General features: G+C 65.6%; 6 protein-coding genes. 4 read left to right on the top strand and 2 right to left on the bottom strand.

The window, feature by feature from the left end:
• A partial coding sequence (locus B3446_RS00055) for a pirin family protein (RefSeq protein ID WP_291376015.1) occupies positions 1–904 on the bottom strand: 904 nt, incomplete at its 3' end.
• Between the two features lie 150 nt (positions 905–1,054).
• Between B3446_RS00055 and B3446_RS00050 the strand changes: the two genes are divergently transcribed.
• Both B3446_RS00050 and acnA read left to right on the top strand, forming a co-directional pair.
• On the top strand, positions 1,055–1,963 hold the full coding sequence (locus tag B3446_RS00050; RefSeq protein ID WP_291376014.1) for a LysR substrate-binding domain-containing protein: 909 nt from the start codon (positions 1,055–1,057) through the stop codon (positions 1,961–1,963).
• A 248-nt stretch (positions 1,964–2,211) separates the two neighbouring features.
• On the top strand, positions 2,212–4,917 hold the full coding sequence (acnA, locus tag B3446_RS00045) for an aconitate hydratase AcnA (protein WP_175123665.1): 2,706 nt from the start codon (positions 2,212–2,214) through the stop codon (positions 4,915–4,917).
• Between the two features lie 146 nt (positions 4,918–5,063).
• Here acnA and B3446_RS00040 read toward each other — a convergent pair whose 3' ends face one another.
• Positions 5,064–5,837, bottom strand: a complete 774-nt coding sequence (locus B3446_RS00040) for a DODA-type extradiol aromatic ring-opening family dioxygenase (RefSeq protein ID WP_291376012.1) — start codon at positions 5,835–5,837, stop codon at positions 5,064–5,066.
• Positions 5,838–6,094: 257 nt separating this feature from the next.
• On the opposite strand from B3446_RS00040, the gene B3446_RS00035 reads away from it, so the two are divergent.
• Both B3446_RS00035 and earP read left to right on the top strand, forming a co-directional pair.
• The gene (locus B3446_RS00035) at positions 6,095–7,297 is read left to right on the top strand and encodes a DUF2863 family protein (RefSeq protein WP_175183974.1); all 1,203 of its coding nucleotides are present in this window, start codon (positions 6,095–6,097) and stop codon (positions 7,295–7,297) included.
• A 7-nt stretch (positions 7,298–7,304) separates the two neighbouring features.
• The coding region (gene earP, locus B3446_RS00030; RefSeq protein ID WP_291376009.1) for an elongation factor P maturation arginine rhamnosyltransferase EarP at positions 7,305–7,938 on the top strand (634 nt) is incomplete at its 3' end.

Here is a 7,938-nt window from a genome sequence, read left to right as displayed (position 1 = left end):
ATGCATCTGCCGCCGCCGGGCTCTCCACGGCGTCGTATGCCGTCCGCGCCTCGGCAAGCGCCGCATCGGCAGCCGGCGACGTGCCGGCGCCCTGCGCCGACGCCGCCACGACGGCGGGGCCGGCCACCAGTACAAAATGAACGGGCACCTTGCCTGCCATCAGCAGCAGCACGCCTTCTTCACCATCCGGCGTGGCGCTGGCGGCAGCGGCGGAACCGGCGGGCAACACCGCAAAGTCCGGATCGCCCCCCGCCACCTTAGGCAGCGGCGGCCCGCCCTTGCTGCGGTGCCTGGCGCGCACGCCCAGGTCGCCCTGCACCGCGTAGAACCAGGCATTCCAGCCAGGCGGCATGGGCAGGAGCGTCGTCGCGCCAGGCCGCAGCCAGCCGTCCAGGATCAGCAGCGGTTCGGGTGTGCATAGGGGCGACTCAAGACCGGCATAGCTGCCCGCCACCACGCGGACCTTGCCCGAGGGGGTCTGAATGACCGGCATGTCCGCCGCACGCAGCAACGACGTAGACGGCGGCAGGGATTTCAGATGCGCCGGGTGGTCGATGAAGATCTGCAGCCCGTGCAGCGTGGCGTCGCCTGCCGGCCGCTGCGCGTGCACGATGCCTCGCCCGGCTTGCGTCCACTGCAAGTCGCCCGCGCGGATTTCGCGGTTGTTCTCGATGCCTTCCAGGCTCTGCATGACGCCCGTGCTGTCTTCCAGCAACAGTGTCGCGGCGCTGACGCCGGCGTGGGTATGCGGCTCAAAGGTGGGACCCGTCATGACGAAGTGGTCCACCAGCACCACGGGCGACATGCTCCCAGCAAAATCGGTATGGCGGAACTGACGGATGGTGCAGGCGTCGCCCAGGTAGCGGCTGGATCCGGCGATGACGGCGCTAAGGTGAAGAGTCAAAAAGTGCTGCCTTACTGTTGCTGAACATGTATTGCGGCGACAGCTTATGAGGTCAGCCCGCCGGACAGTAGGGGCCAATTTCAGGAATAATTGTCCTGGCTGTCAGGACAATGCCAGCAAATTTTCGAATTTCTCCTATTAAAACGCTGTATGCCTAACTACGTTCATCGCCTTGAAGACCTGCTGCTTTTCAGCGAAGTTGTCGAAAAAGGTGGCTTCTCGGCGGCCGCACGTGTGTTGAATATGCAACGTTCCAAGCTCAGCCGCCGGATTGCGGAGCTTGAGGCGCGCCTGGGCGTGCGGCTGCTTCAACGCAATACGCGCCGCGTGTCGCTGACGCCGATGGGCGAACAGATCCATGCTCACGCCCAGGCGTTGGCCCGCGAAGCGCGCAGCGTCTTCGATCTGGCTGCCTCAATGGGCGATGCGCCGGCAGGCATGCTGCGTATCACCGCGCCGGCGCCGCTCGCGACGCGAGTGTTGGGCGGGCTGGTTGCCCGTTTCTGCGCGGACCATCCGCGCGTGCGGGTGCTGCTGGATACCCGCGACCAGATCATCGATCTGGTCGGGGAAGGCTACGACCTGGCGTTCCGCGCCCAGGCGTCTTCGCTGACGGACGCGCGCCTGAACGCGCTGGAGATCGCCGCCGTGCCGCTGGCGCTGGTGTGCAGCCCCACGATGGCCAGATCCGCGCCGCGCCATCCGCGTGACCTGGCCACCCTGCCCCTGCTGGCCCACGGGACGCAGGACGGCCCGCACACCTGGCGGCTGACCGGGCCCGGCGGCGAAATGGCGTCAGTGGAGTTCCAGCCGCGCAGCCTGAGCAGCAATATGGACACGCTGCGCGCGATGGCGGGCGCGGGTCTGGGGGTGGCCCTGGTGCCCCGCTATCTGTGTGGCGCAGAGATCGAACAGGGCGAACTGTCGCGCATCCTGCCCGACTGGACTGCGGCGCCCGCCCGGATCTACGCCGTGATGCCGGCGCGCAGCGGCGAGCCGCTGGCGCTGAAGCGCTTTCTTGAATATGCGGCCGCTGAAATGCCCGCGCACCTGACGTAAAGCCCGCGCTCACGGCGGCGGGGTCTTGCAGGGTTGGCGCGCGTCCGCCACAGTAAGGGTTTCGCCGAATTCAGTCCGGTCTGGCGCGTCAGGGGCCGGAACTTTGACGCATCACTCAAGTCTTATATAAGATATAAGACATAAACCAAGATATAGACCCTCGGCAAACTTGTCCAAGAGACAATGACAAACCTGCCGAAACGCCTGAAAATGCCGCCTTCAGCCTGGGCAAAACCACGGAGTCCATCATGCCGCACAACACCCTAGACACACTCAAGAATTTCAAGATCGGCAACAAGTCCTGTCAGTTCTACTCGCTGCCGGCGCTGGGCAAATCGCTCGGCATCGACGTGCAGCGGCTGCCGGTCTCCATCCGCATCGTGCTGGAATCCGTGCTGCGCAACTGCGATGGCAAGAAAGTCACCGAAGAACACGTGCGGCAGCTCGCCAACTGGCAGGCCAACGCCAAGCGCGAAGACGAAATTCCTTTTGTGGTCGCCCGGGTCGTGCTGCAGGACTTCACCGGCGTGCCGCTCTTGGCCGACATCGCGGCCATGCGTTCGGTTGCCGACAAGATGGGCAAGAGCCCCAAGAGCATCGAACCCCTGGTGCCCGTGGACCTGGTGGTGGACCACTCGGTCATGATCGACTACTTCGGCACCAAGAATGCGCTGGACCTGAACATGAAGCTGGAGTTCAAGCGCAACCAGGAGCGCTACCAGTTCATGAAGTGGGGCATGCAGGCGTTCGACACCTTCGGCGTCGTGCCACCGGGCTTTGGCATCGTCCACCAGGTCAACCTGGAATACCTGGCGCGCGGCGTGCACCAGGACAAGAAGAACAACGTCTTCTACCCGGATTCGCTGGTGGGCACCGACAGCCACACCACCATGATCAACGGCATCGGCGTGGTCGGCTGGGGCGTGGGCGGCATCGAAGCCGAAGCCGGCATGCTGGGCCAGCCCGTGTACTTCCTGACCCCCGATGTGGTGGGCGTCGAGCTCAAGGGCCAACTGCGCGGCGGCGTCACCGCCACCGACCTGGTGCTGACCATCACCGAAATGCTGCGCCGTGAAAAGGTGGTGGGCAAGTTTGTCGAATTCTGCGGCGAAGGCACCGCCAGCCTGACCGTGGCCGAACGCGCCACCATCGGCAACATGGCGCCCGAATACGGCGCCACCATGGGTTTCTTCCCGGTCGACGAACGCACCATCGACTACTTCCGCGGCACCGGCCGCACCGAAGAGGAAATCGCTGCCTTCGAGGCCTATTTCAAGGCGCAGAAGATGTTCGGCGTTCCCGCGGCCCAGGACATCAACTTCACCAAGCTGCTGACGCTGGACCTGTCCACCGTCGCCCCGTCGCTGGCCGGCCCGAAGCGTCCGCAGGACCGTATCGAAATCGGCAACGTCAAGAACACGTTCATCGACCTGTTCTCCAAGCCGGTCGCCGAAAACGGCTTCAACCAGCCCGCCGAAAAACTGGATCAGACCTTCACCACCAGCACCGGCACCAAGGTCAAGAACGGCGACATCCTGATCGCCGCCATCACGTCCTGCACCAACACGTCCAACCCCAGCGTGCTGCTGGCGGCGGGCCTCTTGGCCAAGAAGGCCGTGGAAGCCGGCCTGACGGTGCCCAAGCACATCAAGACCTCGCTGGCCCCCGGATCGCGCGTGGTCACGGAATACCTGACCAAGACGGGCCTCTTGCCCTACCTGGAAAAGCTGGGCTTCGACGTGGCGGCCTACGGCTGCACGACCTGCATCGGCAACGCCGGCGACCTGACGGCTGACCTGAACGAAGCCATCACCAGCAACGACCTCGTCTGCTCGGCGGTGCTCTCGGGCAACCGCAACTTCGAGGCGCGCATCCACCCGAACATCAAGGCCAACTTCCTGGCTTCGCCGCCGCTGGTCGTGGCCTACGCGCTGGCCGGCACCGTCACGCGTGACCTGATGACCGAGCCCGTGGGCCGCGGCAAGAACGGCGACGTGTGGCTGGGCAACATCTGGCCGACCACCGAGGAAATCGACGCGCTGCTCAAGTACGCGCTGGACCCCGAGGCTTTCGAGGCCAACTACGGCCAGGTCAAGAGCAACCCTGGCAAGCTGTGGGAAAACATCAAGGGCGTCACGGGCGATACCTACAACTGGCCTGATTCCACATACATCGCCGAACCGCCCTTCTTCGAAGGCTTCGGCATGACGCCGGGCGCGATGCCCACGGTCAAGGGCGCGCGCGCGCTGGGCGTGTTCGGCGACTCGGTCACCACCGACCACATCTCGCCCGCCGGCTCCATCAAGGAAAGCTCGCCCGCCGGCAAGTGGCTGAAGGAAAACGGCGTCATGAAGGCCGACTTCAACAGCTACGGTTCGCGCCGCGGCAACCATGAAATCATGATGCGCGGCACCTTCGCCAACGTGCGCATCAAGAACCTCATGATTCCCGCGCTGCCGGACGGCAGCCGCTTCGAAGGCGGCGAAACCCTGTTCCAGCCCACCGGCGAACAGATGTCGATCTACGACGCCGCGATGAAGTACGTTGCGGCCGGCACGCCCACCGTGGTGTTCGGCGGCGAAGAATACGGCACCGGCTCGTCGCGCGACTGGGCCGCCAAGGGCACCCAGCTGCTCGGCGTCAAGGCGGTCATCACGCGCAGCTTCGAGCGCATCCACCGCAGCAACCTGGTGGGCATGGGCGTGCTGCCCCTGCAGTTCAAGGGCAACGACAGCGTGCAGTCCCTGGGAATTACCGGCGAAGAAACGTACGACATCTCGGGCCTGGAAAACGGCATCAAGCCGATGCAGGACGTGACGCTGACGATCACGCGCAAGGACGGTTCGAAGCAGGACGTGACCGTGCTGCTGCGTATCGACACGCCGATCGAGGTTGACTATTACCAGCACGGCGGGATCCTGCCGTTTGTGCTGCGCCAACTGCTTGCTGCCTGATCGTCAACGGCTGCAGCGCAGTAAGAACGCCCCGGGACCTTGCGGTTCCGGGGCGTTTTTCATGGGCGGCGGAGGTGTCTGACACCCAGGGGAGATGATCGTCAGCTTGCTGCAGTGGCTCGACGGGTGTCAGACACCGGGCTGGCTTAATCAAACTGATAGGCGTCCATTGCCAACGCCGCGTACGACACTTCGTCATTCAGCCGCCGCGCCTTCGTGCCGCCCGCGCCCAATGCCACATACAGCGGCATCAGATGATCGTCATGCGGATGCGCCTGCATCGCGCCAGGCGCCTGCGCCTGCCAATCCAGCAGCGCGGGCACGTCGTGATGCGCCAGTTTGTCCGCGTACCACGCCTGAAAGCCCGGCACGTACTCGGCCGCCGGCGCGTTCTGCGGCATGCGGACGTGGCGCAGGTTGTGCGTCAGCGACCCCGAGCCGATGATCAGGATGTCTTCGTCGCGCAGGCGCGCCAGCGCGCGGCCCAGTTCCATCTGTCCCGCCGCGTCGCGCCCCATGTCCAGCGACAGCTGCACGACCGGCACATCGACGTCCGGGTACAGATAGCGCAACGGCACCCAGGCCCCGTGGTCCAGCGGACGCCGGGGATCACGATCGGCGGCGATGCCCGATTCGGCCAGCAGCGCCTGCACGCGCGCGGCCAGTTCGGGCGACCCGGGCGCGGCGTACTGCAGCGCGTAAAGCTCCTGCGGGAAGCCGCCGAAGTCGTGCCAGGCGACCTGCTTATCGCGGGTCGACAGCGCCAACCCCTCGCCCATCCAGTGCGGCGAAACGACCAGGATGCCGCGCGGCTTGCGGCCCTGTGCGGCGCTCCAGTCCGCGAGTGCGGGGCCGGTGCGGCCGGGTTCGACGGCCAGCATGGGGGAACCGTGGGATACGAAAAGCGTAGGCCAACGCATGGCTGTGCCTCCAGAAACAATAACGATGCCGCCATTGTCAGCCGATTCAAACGAGCAATAAACCCCCGGCATCGGGATAATCTGTTGCTCAATAAGCATCAATGTGGATCGTGCGCGCGTGTGGAGTCTGCCGTTATCTTGCCTCTATCGCACGGCGGCGGGATCAGCTTGGTCAGCGCGCAATGGGCCGTCACCCCGCCAAGGGTGCCGGGCGTTAAACTACGTCGTTACACACTGAATGGACGTTCCCCGAAGTTATGGCCCGATCCCGCAGCCAATCCGCTCCCCGCATGACCCGTGACGCTACCCGGCTGGTCGCGCTTGCCCAGGCGCTGAACCGCTCGGGCAGCCGCGTCGAAGACGTCTTCTGGGAGACCCAGCTTGGCGAAGCGATCCCGAAGCTGCTCAAGGCTGGCCAGGACGCCCCGCTCGAAGCGGCGCTGGACCACCTTGCCCAAAGCGACGTGGGCGCCTACGAGGTTCTGATCGAACAGGCTGAAACCCTGTCCGAATCGATGAAGATCGAGAAAAACGGCGTTCGCTACGACATCCTGCTGATCGTCGCGCCCATCGTTGCCTGGACCCGCTACGCCATTCCCACCGGCCCCATTTCTGCCAGCGCCCAGCAAGCCCTGCTGGCCCAGCTTCACGGGCATGTCCTGTCGAGCAACGCGCGCACCACGTTGATGCCGCTGCTGGTCAGCGTGGACCAGATGCCGCGCACGTTCTCCGAGACCTGGCAATGGCTGCAACGCCTGGGCTCGCAGGCGCTGGGCGCCGAGACCACCAAGCCGGCGCTGAACACCGACACCGAAACCGCGAACATGCTGGCCGACACGCGCTACATCGTCGGCACGGTCGCCGTGCCAGAAGGCGAGCCGATCTTCCGCTGGCAGGAAAAGCTGGGCGATGCCGACGCCAGCCGTGATGCCTGCCTGGCGCAATGGGCCGCGCAAGCGCAGCCCACGCTGGCCGCGCTGCTGCCGGGGTGCGGTTTCGAGGCCCTGCTGCCCGACGCCTACTACGTCAGCAACCGCGAAGCCGACCGTCAGGTGCGCCCGCTGTCCCTGCGCGCGGCGGTCAGCTGGCTGGAAGGCGCCGTCAACCTTGAAGCCTCGCAGCTGCGGGCCGTGGTGGCCGGCTGCGGCGAAGGCCGTATCGACGAATACCGCATCGGCTTTACCGCGCGCAGCAGCAACGACGTCTACTACGGCTGCGTGTGGCCGCTGTACGGCCGCGAGGAAGACCTGGTCATGGACGAAGGCCAGCCCGACGTGGTCGACGAGATCGCGGCGCTGCTGAAGGAATACGGGGTCACCGACGTGCGGCGCATCCCTGGTGTGCTGCCGCCCGAGTATTGCGAGGACTGCGGCGCGCCCTACTTCCCGAATCCCCTGGGCGAATTGGTGCACGCCGAACTCCCCGAGGACGCCGAGGCCGCCCCCGCCCAGTTCCACTAAGCCAGCCATGCAAGCGGACATATTCTGCCGGGTCGTCGACAACTACGGCGACATCGGCGTCTGCTGGCGCCTTGCGCGCCAGCTTGCGCGCGATTTCCACTGGGATGTCCGCCTGTGGGTCGACGACCTGGTCAGCTTCTCACACATCCAGCCCGGCATTTCGGCCGACGCCGCGCGCCAGCAGGTGTCGGGCGTCGACGTCGTGCATTGGTCAGAGGCACCGGACGCCTCGCTGCAGGCGCGCGACGTCGTGATAGAAGCGTTCGCGTGCGATCCGCCCGAGACGTTCGTCGCGTCCATGCGCCGCAGCCACCCCGTCTGGATCAACCTGGAATATCTGAGCGCCGAAGCGTGGGTCGAAAGCTGCCACGGGCTGCCGTCACAGCGGCCGGACGGCCTGGTCAAGCACTTCTTTTTCCCGGGCTTTACACCGGCCACGGGCGGCCTGCTGCGCGAACCGGCCCTGGCCATGGAACGCGAAGCGCTGCAAGGCTCGGCGGACGCGCAGGACGCCTTCCTGCGCTCGGCCGGCGTGCCGGACGATGCGCTGGCGCTGCGGCGCACCGGCGCGCGTACCGTGTCCCTGTTTTGCTATCCGTCGGCGCCGGTGGCCGAACTGGCCCAGGCCCTGACGGCTGATG

It is taken from the genome of Achromobacter sp. UBA5777, assembly GCF_002418565.1.
Lineage (GTDB): Bacteria > Pseudomonadota > Gammaproteobacteria > Burkholderiales > Burkholderiaceae_B > Achromobacter > Achromobacter animicus.
Note: the sequence above shows the minus strand (reverse complement) of the source record. Positions and strands in the feature narration are given on the sequence as shown.